Source organism: candidate division WOR-3 bacterium, from assembly GCA_039804025.1.
In the GTDB taxonomy this organism is placed as follows: domain Bacteria; phylum Hydrothermota; class Hydrothermia; order Hydrothermales; family JAJRUZ01; genus JBCNVI01.
This window is the reverse complement of the sequence record JBDRZP010000006.1, coordinates 1-17800: the sequence shown is the minus strand read 5'-3', so window position 1 is coordinate 17800 and position 17800 is coordinate 1. Positions and strand designations below refer to the sequence as shown.

Sequence of the window (17800 nt, the reverse complement as noted above, 5' to 3'; positions counted from 1 at the left end):
ATTTTTTTATGTATAATAATAATGAGCTTAAGATAGTGGGAGGCAAAAATGAAAGTAATAAAATTAATATATAACGAAAGGGGTGAGGCCGCAGTTGAATATGCGGTCTTGATAGGAATTTTTGGATTTCTTGGTATTTTTCTATTAAATTATGCTCTTTTCCTCCTCGGAAGTGATCTTCTTTATAAATGGTATAATTTTTTTTACAGATTAAAACCATGAAAATCATAAAAAGGGAAGAGGGTGCTGCTGCTATCGAGTATGCTCTTATTATAGGAGTTATTGCCCTATTTTCTTACGCAGCCTGGAAAATGTTAGGTTTTGTTTTAAGACTTGTTGTAATGAGGCTTTTATATGTTTTATTATGGTAAAAAGGAGGTGTAAGGTATGAGTAAAAAGAGAAAAGGTCAGGTAATGGTAGAGGCAGCAATTGGTATGGCTTTATTTTTGATGCTTACTCTTGGTGCCATTGAAACAGCGAGATTTGCTTTGAGGAGAATTCAGATTACTTATGCATCCTTTCAGGCAAATAGGGTTGCTATTGTTAATAAGGGTGATACGACTGCTGTTAGAAAGGCACTTCAATCTATTTCAACACACATAAAAGATGCTAAATTTGAATTAAAGGATGAAGGAGATGAATACTCTTTAGTTGTTAGAAAAACCTTTCACCCCTTGATTCCTTTTGTTAATGTGGATTCATTAGTTTTTGTAGGTTATTCAAGACTTACAAAAGGTCATTTTCAGAATAAGGAATTTCCTTATAAATATAAAGGTTACAGCACATATTATCCTGCTTTATGGAATTCTTCAGATATGGAAGATGAAAAGGAAGCTGGAATTTTAACTTATGACAGGTATTTAAGGGCTTTTATAAGGTGTGAGAATAATAGGTATGAGAGATGGAATCCCGGGTGGGGACCTTTTGGGGAATATGGTGGTGGAGGTGAAGCAGAAGTCAAGGTTGGTGGAAAGGATGAACATAATGATCCTTTTCATCTTGGAACATGGTATCCTCCTTATGGAATTTTGAGAAATAAGAATCCTGAGAAGGATAGAACAGGAAATCAGGCTTTAATTGACCAGTATTATTTTGTTGAAGCAATGTTAATAGGACCATCTTTTTCTCCCTTTTTGACTTTTTATCCTGAAAATAAACCTTACTGGTCAAGGGCAATTACTGGATTTGGTCATGGTAATAATATAAGTAAGGGTAGTGATGCTCATCCTTACAGGGGGGATTTCCTGGAATATTTTTATTCTCAGGGATATGCTATACCCGGATGGTTTGGTTTCTGGCCAAGGTATGAGGCATTGTGGTGGACACCTGTTGGTTGTGCTGACCTTGTTACAGGAATTTACTATATAGGAATGGGTAATCAGTGGTTTTCAGATCCATGGGGAGAGTATTACAAAGATGAGGACAATTATATTTCAGGATGGGGAACAGCATATGCTGATGCCTGTTGGGATCCGATTGATACTCCATGGGGATGTATTCCTGGAGCAGGAGTTGGTGATGATTTTCAATTTACAATTTTTAATGGATGGTTTGCAAATTACAGGGGAACTGGCTCACCCTGGGATTGGAAAGGAACAAGGAGACTTTACGATGCTGCCTTTTATGTAGCTACTTTTAATGAGATTGAATGGATATATATGGTTGAAGGTTTTATGGTAGATCATCCTGATCATGGAAAATCTCTTCCTTTTAAGGATGATTTAAGGGGATGGGGGACAAAGTGGGATTGTTTATGGTATGAGAGCCCATGGGATGAGTGGGATGGCACAGAAAAACAATAAGGAGGTGTAATATGAAGAAAAGAAAAGGTGCAATTTTAGTTTTTGGTATATTTTTTATGTTGATAGTTTTTGCTGTAATGGGTTATGTTTATGAAATGGGAAGAATGACAATTGCAAAGATGAGGGCACAGAATGCAGCTGATGCATCTGCTATGGGAGCTCAAACTGTTCTTTCCAATTTAAGGAATATAGCAACAACTCATTATATGACAGCAGATCTTTTCAGAAGAATTGCAGTTACGACAACATCAAGAGATTTTCCCTTAAGTATGCCATGGTTATATATAGGTCTTATAGGATATTCCTGGTATAAGAAAGATCTTTTTGTTAATGATTTACCGGATGAAACTGCTGCAAACTTTGTTAAACTTTATCATTTTCTTTTCCATATTCAGGATTTTGCTGTTACAAGAATGCTTGCTGCTTATGATTCCAAAATATTTTTCAGAGATTTTATAAAAGAGGAAGCAGAAAATCATTTTCCAGTTACAAGAAATAGAATGAAATGGGTTGCGTGGTTTATGAGTTACTTTAATTTATATGATGAGAATCAGGTTGAAGGTAATGAAATTGGATGGGTCAATCTAAGATTTGATAAGGAAGGTCCAGGGTGGGCTCCACCTGGTTTAAGGGTTGATTATGGTGAGGAAGTTGATGGGCCTCACCCCCATAGAAGAATAAGAAATAAGCAGGATGAGATTGAAATGAATAAAAAACTTGGTAGAGCTTACAGTGAAGCTTATGTCGTTATACCACCTTCAAATTTTTTGATGAGGACTTTTGTTTCAAGAAACTGGGGTAAGATTGGTGCTATTAAAGAACCTTTCAGTTTTCTTGAAGGTTTTCCATTTGTTGTGAGGAGTGATGCTGCTTCTGGTCCTAAAGAAATTCCTATAAGAATAGGACTTCCTGAAAATATACCTTTAATAAGCTCACTTTCTGAAGATGGATACTGGAGTTTTCCACAGCTTATACCTACGATAAGAGTAGAAGGTAATAACCCAATTGAGGGTCAATGGCCTTATCATTAAATAAAGGGGGTTTTAAAATGAAGGGTAATAAGATAAAATTAAATAAGAGGAAAGGAACATTTCTTGTAGAACTTGCGATCATACTTCCTATTTTTGTTTTACTTTTATCCTGGATTTTTATGTTAGGAATGATATTGCACAGGAAGCAGGTAGTTACACTTGCAGCAAGAGCAGGGGCTCAGTATGCTGTTTATCCTGATCCTGTTTATAGTGAGCGTATGGCAAAAATGGGTGTATGGATGGCTCTCTCTCAGGGTAAAAGAGATGAGGTTGAAAAGAGGGTTAAAGATGTTTTAAAAAGGAATGGTTTAAATCCAGATAAGGCAAAAATAAATATTGATTGGTTCCCTGTTCCTTTTGTTCCTCCTTTTAAAGAAGGAAGTGTTCAAAATCCTGGTCAAAACGGAAGAGCAACAGTTCATGCTCTTTACACAGACATGTTAGGTGGAAACAACTGTGAAACAAGATGCCATTCGGGACTTGTCAGACAGGAACTTAAGAGAGAGTTTGACGATGTTCCAAGGTATAGATACACAGAATACAGAATTCCATGTGATATATGGGTTGTTAGGGTAAGGGTGGAATATCCACTTGGAGAATCAATACTCAATCTTTTAAATCCCATATTTAGATCAGTAGGGTTTAGGGGTGATTTAAAACAAGGAAAAGCTATTGCAAGTTGTGCATTTCCTGCTCCTATGCCTTTTGTTCATGTTGTTTCAAAAACACCACCCTTATTTAAAGCATTATTTGACATTTCGACATACTTTAAGTAGAATATGAATATGATGAAAAAATTAATCTTAATGTTTTTTATAATTATCTTAAACTGTAAGTTTAATAATCCTTTATATCCAAAAGCAGAAATTATTGTATGGTGCGAACCCCAGGTTGTAACTTTAGTTTATGAAATTAAGCAAACTCCTATGGGAACAGAAATAACATTGACATATCCCAAGTTGCTCATCAGTTTTAGAGAAATATATGGTGGAACATATGGAATAATTGATTCATTAAGGGTTGATTACTATTATCCTGGTATAGATCCTGTAAGAGATTCTATAGTTGAAACATTACCTACTTATGCAAGGGGTTTTTCTTTTTATGTTCCATCTAATAATCAAGTAACGACGGAATTTGATTTAGTTACAGATGAAGTGGAAGATTTATTCAATCCTCTTAAGGGTGATTTTAAAGGTCCTATTAATGCCTTTTTAACCTTTTACGGAAAAGACGGGAATGAACATAATTTTAAACTTTTTTTAACCGTTACTTTACAAAAGGTTATACCTAATTGAATGGGTTCAAATCCCAAAAAACATAGGAGGTGTTAAAATGAAGTTTTTAAGGTGTGAGAGAGGAGCTACAGCAGTGGAGTATGCGATGATAATAGGGCTTATAGCCCTATTTGCTTTTGCTGCATATAGGGCTCTGGGACAGCAGGTTCAAAGGATAATAAGTCTAATGTGGAGGCAGATGACGAGTGCTTCTGCTGGTCCTGAATAATTTTTAAAATTTATGGGGTTCAAATCCCCTTTTCTTTTTTTTGATATGAAAGGTATTTTAGATTGTGAAAAAGGAGCAACAGCTGTCGAATACGCAATGATTATAGGGCTTATAGCCTTATTTTCATTTGCTGCTTATAGAGCTTTGGGTCAAGAAGTTTGGAGGATAATATATGAAATGTGGAGAAAGATGTCCAAGGATATATCAGCGGGGGGTGAATAAGAAAATGAAAAAGAAAAGTTTTTTAAGAGAAGAGAATGGTGCATCAGCAGTTGAATATGCGATGCTTATAGGACTTATTTCTCTTTATTCCTTTGCTGCTTATAGGGCACTTTCTAAAGTGACTTATCTGGTGATAAAAAATATGTGGAGTCAACTGACAAAAGCAGGGGGGTAATTATGAAAAGTTTTTTTAAGAAATATTATAAGAATGAGATTTTTAGGAAATATTATAAAAATGAGAAAGGTGCTACTGCTGTTGAGTATGCAATGATTATAGGTTTGATAGCATTATTTGCTTTTGCAGCTTATAAGGCACTTGGAAAAGAGGTACATAGGATAATTGTATGGATGAAGTTTAAATTTATGACTATCCATGCTGGTCCTGAATGATTTATGATATTATTAAATTTCAGATTGTTGGACTTGTTGTGATAATTTCTGTATATACAGATTTAAAATACGGTAAGATTTTTAATAAATTGACATTCCCTTTCTTTTTTACAGGATTTCTTTATAACTTTATGTTTAAAGGATTTTCTGGTTTAGTTTCTTCCTTTATAGGTTTTTTGGTATCTTTTATTCCCTTTTTTATTTTTTTTCAACTGGGTGGTGTTGGTGGTGGTGATGTGAAACTTCTTGCAGGTATAGGTTCCTGGGTTGGTTATCCTGAGGTTCTTTGGATTATTTTTATGACTTCTATTTCTGGTCTTTTTATATCTATCTTGGTGAGTCTTTTTAAGGGTAAAATTGAATTTGTTTTAAAGGGTGCTTTTAGGGAAGGAAAAGAAAGTGTTAGAAATTTTATCTTTTCTCTTATTGCAAAAAATCCAGAATTTTTGGATAAAAATAGGGAATTTAAACTTTATGTTCCCTATTCTTTAGCAATAGCATCTGGGACCTTTTTAGGTTTAATAATTAATTTTTCACTATGAGAGTTCAAATCTCCCTAACCCGCATATATAAAAAAGAAATTAAAAAAGCGGGTTTAAAAAAGATTTTTAGAATGGAGGTTTGAAGTATGTATTTATTCTTTCTTATATCTTTTATCTCTTTAAATGGAGATTTTAACAGGGTTTATACTCCTTCAAAAGAACTTTTAAAACCCTGTGCTAAGTATGCACCCTCTTATGCAACTGAAATTTTAAATTCTGAGTTTGGGAACAGTGTAGATGTATTATTTGGTAATTTTGGGTTTCCAAGACTTATTTCAAATTTTGAGCTCTCTGTTCCAGGGAAAAATGGACTTGAAAAAGCATATAACTTCTTGAGTTTGAAAGGGGAAGTATTAGGAATAGATTATAAGTATCTTTCCTTAATAAATAGTATAGAAGATGAGTTAGGTTATACTCATGTAAGTTTTGAGGAAGTTATAAATGGAATAAGAGTTGAAAATTCTTTTGTAGGAGTTCATATAAATAAGAGAGGTAATGTTTATTATGTCTCCTCTGATTACTTTCCTTATGATGGGACTCCTCTTAAAACTAATTCAAGAATAACAGAAAGAGAGGCTTTAAGTATTATTTATTCTGATTTAGGTTTGAAGGTTTTTCCAGAAGAGTATAAGAGCGAACTTGTTTATTATCCCTATGAAAATTCCCTTATTCTTGTGTACAAAATAAGGTTTGTTTCAGAAGATCCGCTTGGTGATTTTGTATATTATATTGATGCTATCAATGGTTCAATTATTGAGAGAAGAAATGAATTAAAATCTGTTTATGGCTATGTATATGGATGGTGTTTCCCAAATACCGGTGCTGACGGACTTCAGAAGTATCCAATGGCAAACCAGTATGTTTACATTGGTTCTTCAACTGCAACAACAAATTCAAGTGGATACTATTCAAGTTCAGCTTCTGGAAACATAACAGCTTATCTTGAAGGTCCCTATGTTAAAGTTTTTAACGATGATAATCCACCTGGAAGAGCAGTTTTTACTTCTTCTGGAGGGTCGGTAACATATAGTGTTCAAAACGTATCTTACATATGGGATAATACATCCACTTCAACTGGTTTAACAGGTGATGATCAGACAAAGCAGTTTACTCTTCCCTTTTCTTTCCCCTTCTATGGAAAGAATTATACATCAGTTTATATTTGCACAAATGGATTTTTAAGTTTTACTTCCAATTCAAACAAGTATACACCTGACCCTATTCCCAATACCAATGCTCCAAATGCTCTTATAGCTGTTTTCTGGAGAGACCTTAATCCTGCTGCAGGCGGTGGTTCAATAACCTATTATTCTGGTTCAGATAAGTTTGTTGTTACCTGGGATAACATTAAAAATTACAGTAATTCAAACAGACAGAGTTTTCAGGTGGTTTTGTATCCTAATGGTAATATAGAATTTAGATATAAGTCAATAACCAATGACTATACAACTACAATTGGTGTTGAAAATGAAAACGGAACAGCTGGTGTTACAGTTCCAACACCTTCAAATAATACTGCATATAGATTAGTTCCACAACAGGGTGGAGGAGGAAGTGAAGTTTCATGGGAGTGGAAGTATCCTTCTGACGAATCAACAGAGGGAAAACATACAACTGAGGTTATGGTGTTTTATCATGTGAACAAAATACATGATTTTTATAAAGGAACCTTCGGTTTTACAGGAATGGATTATCAGATCAAAGCAACTGTTTATTCTCACTCAGTGGACCAGCAGTATCAGGGAGCTAATGCCTATTATTACAATGGAACAATGCATTTTGGAAGGGGAAATTCAAGTTATCAAATTCAGAATATGGCAAGGTCTGCTGATGTTATATACCATGAATACACGCATGGAGTTGTAGATAAAATTTATGCAAATGCAGGTGGTTTGCCATATAGTGGACAGTCAGGCGCTATGAATGAAGCATGGGCTGATTACTGGGCATGCACTCAATCAGGTGACCCTGTTATGGGAGAATGGGTTATGCCATCCCAGTATCAGAGGAATTTACAGAATAACTATAAATATCCTGATGACTGGGTGGGGGAGGTTCATGATGATTCAAGAATTTATTCAGGTGCATTATGGGATTTCAGGGTCTATACTGATAAAACAACTGCTGATAGAGTAACATGGAGAGCTTATACCTATTATCCAAAAGACTTTCTTGCAGGTAGAAATGCAATGATTCAGGCTGATAAGGATCTCTATGGAGGTTCTCATGAAAGTCAAATAATTCAAGCTTTTGCAAGACACGGGATAGGTGGTTCAAGTGCACGGTATGATATGAGACAGGCTTCTTATTCTTGGGTTACAACTTCAACACCAACAGGAATAACAGGTGATGATCAAACAATCAAGTTCACCCTTCCCTTCTCATTCACTTTCTTTGGTTCCTCTTACTCCTCAGTATATGTATGCAGTAATGGATGGCTCTCCTTCACCTCAAATTCTACATCCTATACACCTCAGAAGATGCCCAATTCCACAGCTCCCAATGCAGTTATTGCTCCTTACTGGAGGGACCTCTATCCACCTGATACCACACAGGGTGCAAAGATAACCTATGCTTCTAATTCATCATATTTTGCTGTAACCTGGTATAAAATTAAGAATTATTCTAATGCTAACAAACAAACCTTTCAGGCAATACTTTACAAAAATGGAACAATAAGGTTTAATTATCAGACTGTTACTGATGAACAGATGACTTCAGTCGGAATAGAAGATGCAAATGGAGCTAATGCTTACCTTTATGCTTATGGAACAGGTAGTGTACTTCCAAGGAGTAACTCAGCAATAGAATTTGTTCCTCAATCCCAGGTTAGTGTCTTTGCATCATCTGGAGATAAGGGAGATATTAAGTTTATTGGTAACAGGGAAGCTTATGAACTTATTGAAAACCCCTATTCAAAATTTGATATATATGATATTACAGGTAGAAAGTTAAGTGTTTCAGAATTCAAGAAGATTAAAAATAAGGCTGCAGGAGTTTACTTCTTTATTCCTTATAATTACAGAGAGAAAAACATAAATAAGGTTGTGATTGTAAAATGATAAAAAATTATGGTATAATATATAATAAAAGGGTTCAAGTCCCTTTGGAATTTAAAAAGGAGGTTTAAAGTATGAGAAAAATCTTTGGAGGAGCAATGATACTCCTCCTTGTGTTTTCAGGGTGCAAAAAGAAAGAAGAAATTACAGTTACCAAGGAACCTGGAATAAGGTTTGCAAGTGCCAGTGAAATTCAGGAGAGGGGTGGTTATGCAATTAATCAGGCTGATTTTGAAAAAGTTCTTAACGCAATGAGGAATGATGAAAGATTTCTGGAAGATATGAAAGCTCTTTCAGGTGGTGGGCTTGAATTTCCAATTCCATGCGATAGATTAATAAGATATATTGAAGAGCTTGTGGGAGTTGATCTTTCTAATGCAAGATGTAAGGCAAGGGGAAAATTCATGTATAAACCATCCTTTGACCTCTGGATTGCAGGACAGCTTGCTTATGCAATAGATTTATATGGTTATCTTGGAGCAGCTGGTTATGCTGGCTTTTCAGGTTCGATTGCAGGAACTCAGGAACTCGGACTTATGACAATAGTATATATAAACAATCATCTCGATACAGTTATGATGAACTATAATTATAATGACAACTCCCATGTAGCTTTTAATGCTGGATTTGTAGTCTGGACAAGTGAAACTGGTGGAGTTTCCGTTGATATAACAACTGATCACCAGTTTTCTAACGGTCAATACGACTGGAACCCAGTTTTCCACGCTGTTTATCAGTTTTAAGAGTAAGGCTTAAATTTTTTTATTTATAAGGGGGGTTAAATTCCCCCCTTTTATTTTTTATGTATTTCTTTTTAATTACTATTGTTTTTTTAAAAGAAAAGGGTATTGTTAAAAATTGGCTTATTCATCAAAAGAAAGATAGTTTTATTATTTACTATACTATTGATAAAAATTTTGATCGATATGCTGAAGAGCTTAGAGTTTTAAGATTTGATTTAAAAAAAAATAAGGTTAAAACAAAAAGAATTTATCGAGATAAAAATGGAATCGGTGATATAAAAATAAAAAATGATACTTTGTTTTTTTCTCTTTATGATTATTTAAAGGATAAAAAAACAAAAAAATTAAAAAAAATTTTTCTTTATAAAAATGGGAAAATAAATAAAATTTTTGAAGAAAAAAGAAAAAATTATTTTTTTTATAAATTTGATTTTTATGAAGACAAAGAAAATAAAGGTATATTAGTAGATAAAAGGGGAAAAATAATTTTTTTAAGTAAAGATAAAGAAAAAGAAATATCCACAGGGATTTTTCCGGTTTTTTTTAATTCTTATATTTTCTTTCTGCATGGTAAAGAAGAGGGAAAAGTTAATTCTCTATTCAAAATAAAAGAAGGTGAAGATAAAAAAGTTGTTTTTGATAGAGAAACAGTTCTGGAATTGGATAAAGAAAATAATTTTCTATTTTTTTTAACAGATAGTGATAATGACCTATTGCCTGAAAAGGTTTATATTATTGACTCTTTATTAAATTTAAATCTTCTTTTTGAATCGGAAAATCACATAATTATTAAACCATCCTTCTTTTTGAAAAAGGATACACTCTTTGCCTTATTAAGCTTATCTGAAGAATTTATACCTGAAAAAATTCTTTTATTGAAAATTCATAAAAATAAAATTAAAAGTCAAAAAGAAATAATTAAAAGAAAAGGAATTGAAGGGAAATGGTTAAATTATCCCCATATTATCCTTCTTGAAAAGAAAGAGAATTATTCCCTTTTTGAACTTATTTCACTAAAATAACCTTATGGGTTTTATTTTTATCCTTAATAAAAAGTATTTTATTAATCTTAAGTGGTTCTGATTTTCTGCCACTAATATCAAAAAATTCTGGATTTTTGAGAGAGCTTCTTATATCCTTAATGTCTTTTATAAAGGTTGGAACAGCAAGGCTTATGTTAGTTACATTTTTTTCATTAATATTTTGAACCCATTTTAATCCTGTTGATATCTTATATAGCTTGTATCCTCCGATATTTACATAGGCATTTATATATTCGCCAATCTGTTTCCTTTCAACACATATTCCTCTTACTTCGTCCTCAAAGGTTCTATCTCCAAGAATATTTCCGGATTTTGTAAAGAGATTTATTTTATTTGAGCCTAATCCAGCCGAAATAAAAATCGTATCATTTACTGCTTCAAGTGCACCTGCTATAAAATAAAGAGGTTGTGTTAAGGTAATTGAATCAATCTTTGGACTTGGTTCATTTAATAAATCAAGTTTGTAAATCCTATATTTTGAAGGGAAAATAGCCCTGTGAACAAAACATAAATTTGAACCCTGAGCATTTGAAAGAGCAAAAATTCTTAATCCAACCCCTTTTCCTACAAGATTAAAACTATCAATTAAGTTGAAGTTAGCACTGTAATGAACTATATAACACCAATTTATATTGGTTCCACTTATTCCTAACTGACTTGTATAAAAAGTTCCTGTTTCAATATCATAATATATTCCAAAGGGATTATCTTGAGTTGAATCTTGGGAGAGATCTATTAACTTATACTTTGAAAGTATGTTTCCATTTTCATTAATTGCAAAAACAGTATCTCTTGGAGAATTAACAATGTAAATATTATTTTCATTAGTTTTAAAGGTAATATCTTGAAAAGCAGAGTCATTTCTCGGCAAAGGAATTTCCTTTATAATTGCTCCAAAAAAGGGCTTTGTGGTTGAATAAGCTTTAACAGTATCATTTGATGGGTCAGGATCTCCTGAAAGTTGTGTCCAGGCTAAAATACGATAAGTTTTTTGAGGAGAACCTGTAAAGTTATTTAATTGAACTGTATCCTTTTTTAAAGGTCCTATACTAACAAAAGAACTATCCCTATAAACCCTTGCGTTAGTTGAACTATCCCTTATTTCAGATTTAACATAAAAACTTTGTGAAGTATTTGAAAAATTTTCATATTCTATTATAACAGGTGTTGGTGTATTTGGCTCAAAATACTCAAGTGGTGATAAGATTCTTTTTGCTCCTACATCTCCTGAAAGTTTTGCTTCCACCTTTATAAAATCAATCATAAAAAACCCTGTATCCTGAGCTGGTTTTGAATAAACAAAACCTATCTTAATACTGTCATAACTAACATAGGCTTGAAGATTTATAGAATCAATTTGATTTTCAAAAACAGGGTTTCCATCACCACCGTATGTTTTTAATACAGTCCAAGGTCCCCATGTTCCACCTGAAAAAGATCTTATTATTATTTCACCCTTTGATATTATTATGGTATCCTTCATAAAAGAAACATTATAGTAAAGTTTGAGACCCTGTGAGTTAAAGGGAACATCAATTGAAGGTGTTATAAGACTATCTTGGTATATAACATGGTTTGTATCACATACTACATAATATGAGCCTTCCTGTGGTGGTTCAACAGGAAAATATTCGCCGTATTGCGCTATTCTCCAGGAATAGGTTAAATTTCCTCCATTACCGATATGCCATTTAGGAGGTATTACTCCATTTTCAAATCCCTCACTCAATAAAGTTAAGGTTGTAAGTATAATACTTAACATTTTTTCCCCCTTTATAATGAAAAGGATTTGAACCTCATTTAATCTTTATGAATTTATAAAGAGTTTTTCCTTTTTTTATTATATAAATTCCAGAATTTTTTACATATATCTTCCTTCCAAGAAGGTCATAAGAATTTTTTTCTCCTTTTAAAAATTCAGGTAAATATAAAAGCCCAATTCTTTTTTCTTTTTCATTTTTTGTTGAAATAAAACTTACCTCTGATATGTATGTTATGTGCGGATTAACAATACTTATTCCAAGTGGACCAAGAGAAGTGTAAAGGAATCCGTTTAAATAAAAAAGACCCCTTGGTTCTCCAAAGAAGATTTTATATTCTGTTTCTGAAGGGTTATATGGGTCACTTATTGAAATTTTTCTTAAACCGTATCCTTGCCCATCTGCAACTATCAGAGTATCCTGTCTTATAAACTCAACATCAAATCCAAAACCAGGTGTTGAAAAATTGCTGTAAAATTGGGGTGCTGTTATATTTGTGATATTCCATAAAGAAAGTCCACCGATCCATCCTTCTGCAACGGCAAGACTATTTCCATTTATCTTTAAAGATTGTGCAAAACCATAGGAAGAAAGAGTTGTTATCAAGATAATATTGTTTGTATCTGAGATATCAAAAATTTTAGTTCCTGAATTTCCATCTGCTAATAAAAGGTAATTAGGAGGATAAAATAACACATCTTCTCCACTCCCTGATGTAGGATAATTAACAATTTCTCTTGGCTTGGTTGGATTACCAACATGTAAAATAGAAAAACCATATCCTGGACCATTTGCTGTATAGAGATAGGGGAAATTAAGGGAAAGAGATTTTGCATATCCATTGACTGTTGTATAACCTGTTTGAACTGGCGAATAAATATTTTTAATTTTAAAAACTTTAACTCCCTCAATACCATCTGCAACATAAAGTAAAGTATCTCCATATACTTCAATATCAAAAGATGTTCCGGATGTTTCAATTGAGTTTATATAAAGTGGTTTTTGCTTATCCTTTATATTTAAAAAGAAAACTCCACCTAAACCTGATGCCAACACAAGGATGGAATCGGAAATTACTTTGGTTCTGTATGTAATCTGAGGAGTTGAAAAAGTATCAAGGGTTAAAAGGGTTGGATAAGAAAGGGTGATAAGACCAAGATCAAGGTCAGCAGCATAAACATAAGATCCTGATTTTGTTAGAGAAACACAGTTAGAAAAAGAGTAATTATGTGCCAATTCATTTCCGTTTGTGAAATTGTAAGTAGCAACTCCAGAGAAAGAAAGGGCAACTATTAAATTATTTCCAAAAAGTTCAAAATTTTGTCCAAATCCATTTGTTTGAAATCCGTATAAATACTGGGGTGCTGAAGGGTTTTGAATTCTAAAGATTTTAAAAGAATCACCTGCTACAACAAAGAGAGAATCATTTCTTTTATAAACATCCTGGAAAAATAGGGATGTTTTTAATTTGCTATAAACTGAGGGTGAAAGAGGATCTTGTAAATTTAATATATAAATAGTATCACCTGAAACAGCAAAACCCAGATTAGAAAATATTTTTATTCTGTTTATATAGGAAGGTAATGAATAAGTATATAAAGTTTCAGGTGGATTCTGTGTATTTAGATTAAAAATTTTTATTTTCCCAGAAGATACACCATAACCATAAGGGAAGAAGTTTTCGTAAGACCTTATTTCCTTTTTGGAATAGCTTCCAATAAGTTGTGGATTATTTAGATTTTGAATGTTCAAAATTCTGATTCCAAACTCACCTGAAAGAAAAACTGTATCACCTATGAAGTCAATATCAAAAATTGTACCCTCAAGTGCTATTTCTTTTTTAAATTGTGGTATACCTGTCCCAAATCTGTATGTTAAAACAGTCCCACCTGAAGCAAGATATAAAAGTGTGTCTTTTTTTAAAATAAGCCTTGAATTACCAGCTGTCCAGTAAGAAATTGGGGTTATATTAAATAGAAAGAAAAATAAAATTTGCATACTTTTACCTCCTTATTGATTATTCTTTATTTTACGAAATATTTCTTTTTATTTCAATTCAAAAATAGTAAAATTTTTGTCCTTATAAATTACTTTAAGGTAAGGTATTGAAAGAAGTTTTTTAGTTAAAATCATTTTGTTTTCAGTTAATATAAAGTTAGGTTTATATTTTTTTATATAAGTTTCAGGGTCAATTTCAAGATTCCAGAATTTGAAAAATTCTTCAAGAACATATGTTTTTACACTTAATCTACCATCAAGAGAGACTTTAAAATCCGGATAAAGAAAATATTCAACAAATCCTCCCCTGTCAGAAGGACATAATATGTTACCGCCTTCTCTGTTATTTTTTAGAAAATAAACTGCTTTTACAGAAAAAAAATTTTCATCAATTACGATTTTCTTTTCCTGTAAAAAAATTTTTATCACTAAAAATATGTTTATAATTAATAGAAAAATTTTCAAAAATATTTTATTTTCAAAAAAATCAAATTTTAATTTAAATTTTGATATTTTGTTAAAGTGGGAAGGGACTATAAAGGCTGAAATTATTGCAAAAAGAGGAATATTCCTTACATGTTTCAAAGAAAAATAAAAGAATAGAATTATTAAAAGAGTATGATAAAACTCTTTTTTTAATGGTGAAATTAAAAATATTGAAATGAAAGATAAAATAAAAATAAAGGAAATTATATAATAAAAATTTTTTTCAACAAATATTGGAATCAAAATTGTCTCCCATTCTGTTATGTACTTTGACCATATAACTATTTTCTCTGTTAATGCTTTGTATATATATTCAAAATATTTAATATGATAAGGATTAAAAATTATTATTAAAATTATGCTTAAAATTATGTAGATAAATAAAATTATTGTTTTTTTAAAATTTTTCTTAATCAAAAGATTTAGTAAATATATAACACAAATTCCTATTGGTGCTATTATACCTGCGTGAAATAAAGAAAAAAAAATTAAAACAGGGATGGTAAAAAAATAAATTTCTTTTTCAATGATTAATAAAATTAGAATAGTTGATAGGTATGTAAAAAAATGAGGTCTTAACGTAGTTCCCCAGAAAAATAAGGTATAAATAGGGATATATATAATTAAAAAATTCAAAATAACTTCAGTTTTTCTTTTAATTAAATAAATAATTAAGAAAAATATGAAACTTAATAAAAAATTTTTTAAAAAATATATACCCTTATTACCAAACTTTTTATAAACTAAATAAAGTAAAGCTTCAAAATATAGAGAATGAGCAATCCACTCTTCTGAAGGTAAAAAGATATAATCATTTTGAGGTAATTTATTATTTTCAACAAAATATTTTCCATCCATTAAATACCAATAAAAGTCAGGACATGCTTCAACTTTACTTGCTTTATAAACTGATATTAAAAAAATAAATGATAGAAATAAAAAGCTACCCTTTAATCGCATTCAAAAATTCATTTTTAATTTCTGATTCCTTAAAATTTCCAAGCATTTTACTTGTTATGAGTTTTGCACTTTTGTTTTTAACTCCCCTTATAACTGTGCATAAATGAGTAGCATCAACAACTATTCCAAAACCTTTGGGTTCAATTTTTTTAAAAAGAAAATCAGCAATCTGGTCAGTTAATCTCTCCTGAACCTGTAATCTCTTTGAAAATACCTCAACAATTCTTGGAATTTTTGAAAGACCAATAAGTTTTTTTTCAGGAATAAAGCCTATGTGAATTTTTCCAAAAAAGGGAATCAGGTGATGCTCACATAAACTGGCAAAATCAATATCCTTAACAATAACCATCTGATGAATTTCAGTATAGAATATTAAAATAAAATAATTGTAAAGATCAAATAATTTTCAGAAAGATTGAAAAGCTGATTTAATAAATAAGTTGAATTTTTATGCGATTATTATTTAGAATTTAAGTTGTAGAATTATAGCCTTGTCTTATAATTTTAAAAGGGAGGATTAATTTTTATGGTATCTTTTCCTTTTTTGACATTGGATTTATATTCGGAGGCGATTTATTGTGTAAGGATAGCTCAGGGTTATTTTTTTAGGTTGAATCCTGATGAGGGAGTTTCTAATTTTCCAACAGGTTATTTTTATCCCTTTATTTATGCTTTTTTGTATATATTGAGTTTTAGGAATAAGGATCTTTTTATTTTGTTTACATATATTTTTAATTCTTTAATTTTTTTATTGACTCTTTTTGTGGTTAGAGGTTTTTATAAAAAGTATTTTAATGAAGAGAGCAAATTTCCGCTTATTTTATTGGTTTTATTTATTCCTTTTACTTTTAGTTTTTATACTACTTTAAATTTTCCTTTATATACTCTTTTCTTTTATCTTGCTCTTTATTTTGTTGAGAGATTTAGTTTGTTTTTGTTTTTTTATTTATTATTAATTTTCACAAGAAATGAGGGGGTAATTCTTTTTCTTTTTTATTTTTTTTACAATTTTTTTAAAAAAAGAAAATTAAATAAGGATGTTGTAATAATTTTTTTAGTTTCTTTTTTGCCTTTTATCTTAAATAAAATTTTAACAGGTTATTTAATAACTATTTCGCTAAGGGGGCAAAGTGTTTTTTTTAATATGAAATTTAATATTGCCTTGATTACAGCTTTCAAAACTTTTTTTAAGCATTTCATAGGGATTTTTTTTGGTTTTCCTATTTTGGATATAAAAATTTCTGAGAATTTTTATAATATAATTTACCCCCCTTTTTTTCTTTTTTTTGTCATGTTTTATCTTTTTAGAGAAAGAGATTTTTTAAAAACTTTTTTATTTATTCCTTTTCTTTTAATTCTTTTTCTTGATAGTTTTACAATTTTTACCGGTCTTCATTTTTCAAGGCATATTGCTTATTTTTATCCTATTTTGATATTATTTTTTTATAGGGGGTTAAGATATATAAAGTTTTTTTTGCCTTATATTTATTTATTTTATTTTTTGGTTTTATGGATTCCATTTGTGGGTAGTTTAAAGGATCAAATTGAAACTGCAAAGATTTGGAGAATTAATGCTTTAAAAGTAGGTTCTATGATTCCTGATAAAAGTGAAGTTCTTATTTATACTGATTCCTTCTTCTTTTTTTATAATATGGATAGACTGAAAATAAGATCTATTGCTCCGGATTTTAATTCTTTATTTGCAAAAAAGATTAAAAATTTTGTTGATAGAAAGATGGTAAAAAACATTTATGTGGAATTGTTAAATACCCATTATAGGAATGCAAATTATTTTTATGGTGAAAATATAGGATTTGTTTTTAAAGAAATAATCCCTGATATATTTCCTGATACCATTTGGAAAGAAAACTATAAAGGAATTGATTATCTCTTGCTCAAGAGAAAAATCAGAGATTAATTTTTATGGTATCTTTTCCTTTTTTGACATTGGATTTATATTCGGAGGCGATTTATTGTGTAAGGATAGCTCAGGGTTATTTTTTTAGGTTGAATCCTGATGAGGGAGTTTCTAATTTTCCAACAGGTTATTTTTATCCCTTTATTTATGCTTTTTTGTATATATTGAGTTTTAGGAATAAGGATCTTTTTATTTTGTTTACATATATTTTTAATTCTTTAATTTTTTTATTGACTCTTTTTGTGGTTAGAGGTTTTTATAAAAAGTATTTTAATGAAGAGAGCAAATTTCCGCTTATTTTATTGGTTTTATCTATTCCTTTTACTTTTAGTTTTTATA

Annotated in this window: 20 protein-coding genes; 16 read left to right on the top strand and 4 right to left on the bottom strand. The window is 30.9% G+C overall.

Annotation, left to right across the window (positions count from 1 at the left end):
- Positions 1-48: 48 nt before the first annotated feature.
- From ABIN73_03220 to ABIN73_03155, 14 genes are all read left to right on the top strand, one after another.
- Positions 49-222, top strand: a complete 174-nt coding sequence (locus ABIN73_03220) for a hypothetical protein (protein ID MEO0268733.1) — start codon at positions 49-51, stop codon at positions 220-222.
- On the top strand, positions 219-371 hold the full coding sequence (locus ABIN73_03215) for a Flp family type IVb pilin (protein ID MEO0268732.1): 153 nt from the start codon (positions 219-221) through the stop codon (positions 369-371). Before ABIN73_03220 ends, ABIN73_03215 begins: the two co-directional genes overlap by 4 nt.
- 16 nt (positions 372-387) lie before the next feature.
- Positions 388-1803 carry a TadE family protein gene (locus ABIN73_03210; protein MEO0268731.1) on the top strand — a complete coding sequence of 472 codons (1416 nt, stop codon included), beginning with the start codon at positions 388-390 and terminating at the stop codon, positions 1801-1803.
- Between the two features lie 11 nt (positions 1804-1814).
- A complete protein-coding gene (locus ABIN73_03205) occupies positions 1815-2834 on the top strand; it encodes a Tad domain-containing protein (protein MEO0268730.1) in 1020 nt (339 codons plus the stop codon).
- 17 nt (positions 2835-2851) lie between these two features.
- Positions 2852-3610: a TadE family protein gene (locus ABIN73_03200; protein MEO0268729.1), complete on the top strand. Its 759-nt coding sequence runs from the start codon at positions 2852-2854 to the stop codon at positions 3608-3610.
- Positions 3611-3622: 12 nt separating this feature from the next.
- Complete coding sequence (locus ABIN73_03195) at positions 3623-4132, top strand: hypothetical protein (GenBank protein ID MEO0268728.1); 510 nt, start codon at positions 3623-3625, stop codon at positions 4130-4132.
- Positions 4133-4169: 37 nt separating this feature from the next.
- A complete protein-coding gene (locus tag ABIN73_03190; GenBank protein MEO0268727.1) occupies positions 4170-4340 on the top strand; it encodes a Flp family type IVb pilin in 171 nt (56 codons plus the stop codon).
- A gap of 12 nt (positions 4341-4352) precedes the next feature.
- Positions 4353-4562 (top strand): Flp family type IVb pilin, encoded by a 210-nt coding sequence (locus ABIN73_03185; protein ID MEO0268726.1) that lies wholly within the window; start codon positions 4353-4355, stop codon positions 4560-4562.
- A 4-nt stretch (positions 4563-4566) separates the two neighbouring features.
- On the top strand, positions 4567-4737 hold the full coding sequence (locus tag ABIN73_03180; protein MEO0268725.1) for a Flp family type IVb pilin: 171 nt from the start codon (positions 4567-4569) through the stop codon (positions 4735-4737).
- A 2-nt stretch (positions 4738-4739) separates the two neighbouring features.
- Positions 4740-4952, top strand: coding sequence for a Flp family type IVb pilin (locus ABIN73_03175; GenBank protein MEO0268724.1), 213 nt, complete (start codon positions 4740-4742; stop codon positions 4950-4952).
- The gene (locus ABIN73_03170) at positions 4949-5494 is read left to right on the top strand and encodes an A24 family peptidase (GenBank protein MEO0268723.1); all 546 of its coding nucleotides are present in this window, start codon (positions 4949-4951) and stop codon (positions 5492-5494) included. The genes ABIN73_03175 and ABIN73_03170 overlap by 4 nt, the downstream gene beginning before the upstream one ends.
- Before the next feature lie 86 nt (positions 5495-5580).
- A complete protein-coding gene (locus tag ABIN73_03165; GenBank protein ID MEO0268722.1) occupies positions 5581-8556 on the top strand; it encodes a nidogen-like domain-containing protein in 2976 nt (991 codons plus the stop codon).
- 71 nt (positions 8557-8627) lie between these two features.
- Positions 8628-9296, top strand: coding sequence for a hypothetical protein (locus tag ABIN73_03160; GenBank protein ID MEO0268721.1), 669 nt, complete (start codon positions 8628-8630; stop codon positions 9294-9296).
- Positions 9297-9355: 59 nt separating this feature from the next.
- On the top strand, positions 9356-10318 hold the full coding sequence (locus tag ABIN73_03155) for a hypothetical protein (GenBank protein ID MEO0268720.1): 963 nt from the start codon (positions 9356-9358) through the stop codon (positions 10316-10318).
- Here the strand turns inward: ABIN73_03155 and ABIN73_03150 are convergent.
- Genes ABIN73_03150 through folE form a run of 4 tightly spaced genes read right to left on the bottom strand, consistent with a single transcriptional unit; the run spans position 10302 to position 15892 of the window.
- Positions 10302-12101 carry a hypothetical protein gene (locus ABIN73_03150; protein MEO0268719.1) on the bottom strand — a complete coding sequence of 600 codons (1800 nt, stop codon included), beginning with the start codon at positions 12099-12101 and terminating at the stop codon, positions 10302-10304. The two genes, ABIN73_03155 and ABIN73_03150, sit on opposite strands and share 17 nt — an antisense overlap.
- A gap of 34 nt (positions 12102-12135) precedes the next feature.
- On the bottom strand, positions 12136-14097 hold the full coding sequence (locus tag ABIN73_03145; GenBank protein ID MEO0268718.1) for a hypothetical protein: 1962 nt from the start codon (positions 14095-14097) through the stop codon (positions 12136-12138).
- Positions 14098-14145: 48 nt separating this feature from the next.
- Positions 14146-15543 carry a hypothetical protein gene (locus ABIN73_03140; GenBank protein MEO0268717.1) on the bottom strand — a complete coding sequence of 466 codons (1398 nt, stop codon included), beginning with the start codon at positions 15541-15543 and terminating at the stop codon, positions 14146-14148.
- Complete coding sequence (folE, locus tag ABIN73_03135; GenBank protein MEO0268716.1) at positions 15527-15892, bottom strand: GTP cyclohydrolase I; 366 nt, start codon at positions 15890-15892, stop codon at positions 15527-15529. The genes ABIN73_03140 and folE overlap by 17 nt, the downstream gene beginning before the upstream one ends.
- A 942-nt stretch (positions 15893-16834) precedes the next feature.
- On the opposite strand from folE, the gene ABIN73_03130 reads away from it, so the two are divergent.
- A complete protein-coding gene (locus tag ABIN73_03130; protein ID MEO0268715.1) occupies positions 16835-17461 on the top strand; it encodes a hypothetical protein in 627 nt (208 codons plus the stop codon).
- Between the two features lie 5 nt (positions 17462-17466).
- Positions 17467-17800 (top strand): hypothetical protein (locus ABIN73_03125; protein ID MEO0268714.1); only part of this gene is annotated, 334 nt, incomplete at its 3' end.

What these genes read in the sequence shown, in the direction of transcription:
- ABIN73_03220 (MEO0268733.1), top strand. Translation starts at nt 49, where the DNA reads ATGAAAGTAATAAAATTAATATATAACGAAAGGGGTGAGGCCGCAGTT.
- ABIN73_03215 (MEO0268732.1), top strand. Translation starts at nt 219, where the DNA reads ATGAAAATCATAAAAAGGGAAGAGGGTGCTGCTGCTATCGAGTATGCT.
- ABIN73_03210 (MEO0268731.1), top strand. Translation starts at nt 388, where the DNA reads ATGAGTAAAAAGAGAAAAGGTCAGGTAATGGTAGAGGCAGCAATTGGT.
- ABIN73_03205 (MEO0268730.1), top strand. Translation starts at nt 1,815, where the DNA reads ATGAAGAAAAGAAAAGGTGCAATTTTAGTTTTTGGTATATTTTTTATG.
- ABIN73_03200 (MEO0268729.1), top strand. Translation starts at nt 2,852, where the DNA reads ATGAAGGGTAATAAGATAAAATTAAATAAGAGGAAAGGAACATTTCTT.
- ABIN73_03195 (MEO0268728.1), top strand. Translation starts at nt 3,623, where the DNA reads ATGAAAAAATTAATCTTAATGTTTTTTATAATTATCTTAAACTGTAAG.
- ABIN73_03190 (MEO0268727.1), top strand. Translation starts at nt 4,170, where the DNA reads ATGAAGTTTTTAAGGTGTGAGAGAGGAGCTACAGCAGTGGAGTATGCG.
- ABIN73_03185 (MEO0268726.1), top strand. Translation starts at nt 4,353, where the DNA reads ATGGGGTTCAAATCCCCTTTTCTTTTTTTTGATATGAAAGGTATTTTA.
- ABIN73_03180 (MEO0268725.1), top strand. Translation starts at nt 4,567, where the DNA reads ATGAAAAAGAAAAGTTTTTTAAGAGAAGAGAATGGTGCATCAGCAGTT.
- ABIN73_03175 (MEO0268724.1), top strand. Translation starts at nt 4,740, where the DNA reads ATGAAAAGTTTTTTTAAGAAATATTATAAGAATGAGATTTTTAGGAAA.
- ABIN73_03170 (MEO0268723.1), top strand. Translation starts at nt 4,949, where the DNA reads ATGATTTATGATATTATTAAATTTCAGATTGTTGGACTTGTTGTGATA.
- ABIN73_03165 (MEO0268722.1), top strand. Translation starts at nt 5,581, where the DNA reads ATGTATTTATTCTTTCTTATATCTTTTATCTCTTTAAATGGAGATTTT.
- ABIN73_03160 (MEO0268721.1), top strand. Translation starts at nt 8,628, where the DNA reads ATGAGAAAAATCTTTGGAGGAGCAATGATACTCCTCCTTGTGTTTTCA.
- ABIN73_03155 (MEO0268720.1), top strand. Translation starts at nt 9,356, where the DNA reads ATGTATTTCTTTTTAATTACTATTGTTTTTTTAAAAGAAAAGGGTATT.
- ABIN73_03150 (MEO0268719.1), bottom strand. Translation starts at nt 12,101, where the DNA reads ATGTTAAGTATTATACTTACAACCTTAACTTTATTGAGTGAGGGATTT.
- ABIN73_03145 (MEO0268718.1), bottom strand. Translation starts at nt 14,097, where the DNA reads ATGCAAATTTTATTTTTCTTTCTATTTAATATAACCCCAATTTCTTAC.
- ABIN73_03140 (MEO0268717.1), bottom strand. Translation starts at nt 15,543, where the DNA reads ATGCGATTAAAGGGTAGCTTTTTATTTCTATCATTTATTTTTTTAATA.
- folE (MEO0268716.1), bottom strand. Translation starts at nt 15,892, where the DNA reads ATGGTTATTGTTAAGGATATTGATTTTGCCAGTTTATGTGAGCATCAC.
- ABIN73_03130 (MEO0268715.1), top strand. Translation starts at nt 16,835, where the DNA reads ATGTTTTATCTTTTTAGAGAAAGAGATTTTTTAAAAACTTTTTTATTT.